At 34.2% G+C, this 877-nt stretch carries 1 protein-coding gene; it reads right to left on the bottom strand.

Features of this window, described 5'->3' with window-relative positions; genetic code table 11:
- Nucleotides 1–194 precede the first annotated feature (194 nt).
- Nucleotides 195–647: a molybdopterin synthase catalytic subunit MoaE gene (moaE, locus tag ACTHUR_RS12685; protein WP_107791838.1), complete on the bottom strand. Its 453-nt coding sequence runs from the start codon at nucleotides 645–647 to the stop codon at nucleotides 195–197.
- Nucleotides 648–877: the final 230 nt, after the last annotated feature.

Here is an 877-nt window from a genome sequence, read left to right as displayed (position 1 = left end):
CAAATGATCTACAAAAATTGATAAAAACAGTTTTTATTGATAAACTAAATGTAATGTAAAGATAAATTAATAACTAAAAGTATATATAATTATGTAATTATGTAATTATGTAATTATGTAATTATGTAATTATGTAATTATTTTGCTAATAAAAGTAAAAATGGCCATAAAATGACCATATTTTTTATATTGAATTACCACTTACTTAACGCTTTTTTATCGCTCTCTCTTGCTTCAATCCAACGTTCACCTTGATTAGTTTGTTCTTTTTTCCAGAACGGCGCTTTAGATTTTAAGAAGTCCATAATAAATTCATTAGCATGGTAGGCATCACCTCGGTGAGCAGAACTGATGCCGACTAAAACAATTTCATCACCAGTATGTAAAAGCCCAACACGATGAATAACCGACACTCGCTGAATATCCCAACGCGCTTTCGCCTGTTCTACAATTTCACGTAAGGCTTTTTCTGTCATTGCAGGATAATGTTCCAAATATAAGCTAGATACCTCATCACCTAAATTAAGATCACGTACTTTACCCACAAAAATAACCGTTGCGCCAACCGAATGTTGCTCAGAAAGCCATTGGTAAACGGCATTTTGATCAAAAGGTTGTTCTTGCACTGAAATTTGAATGTCAGTCATTTAGCCCCCTGTTACAGGTGGGAAAAATGCAATTTCATCCCCATTTTGATCTGCGCCCCAAAAGTTGGACTCAACAAACCAACAATTGAGGTGCAGATTTTTTATGGGTAAACACTACACAATCGAATTTAAATTACAGGTTCTTCAACCTATTTTGAATGGGAAAATGAGTATTAGAGAAACTGCGCGTTTTTACAATATTCCTTCCAACGCCTTAGTCGGAACATGGT

It is taken from the genome of Neisseria sp. P0021.S007 (genome assembly GCF_051956855.1).
The sequence above is the reverse complement of the archived record's forward strand: the minus strand, read 5'-3'. Positions and strand labels throughout refer to the sequence as shown.

Coding starts and splice junctions, on each gene's coding strand:
- moaE (WP_107791838.1), bottom strand. CDS start 647: ATGACTGACATTCAAATTTCAGTGCAAGAACAACCTTTTGATCAAAAT.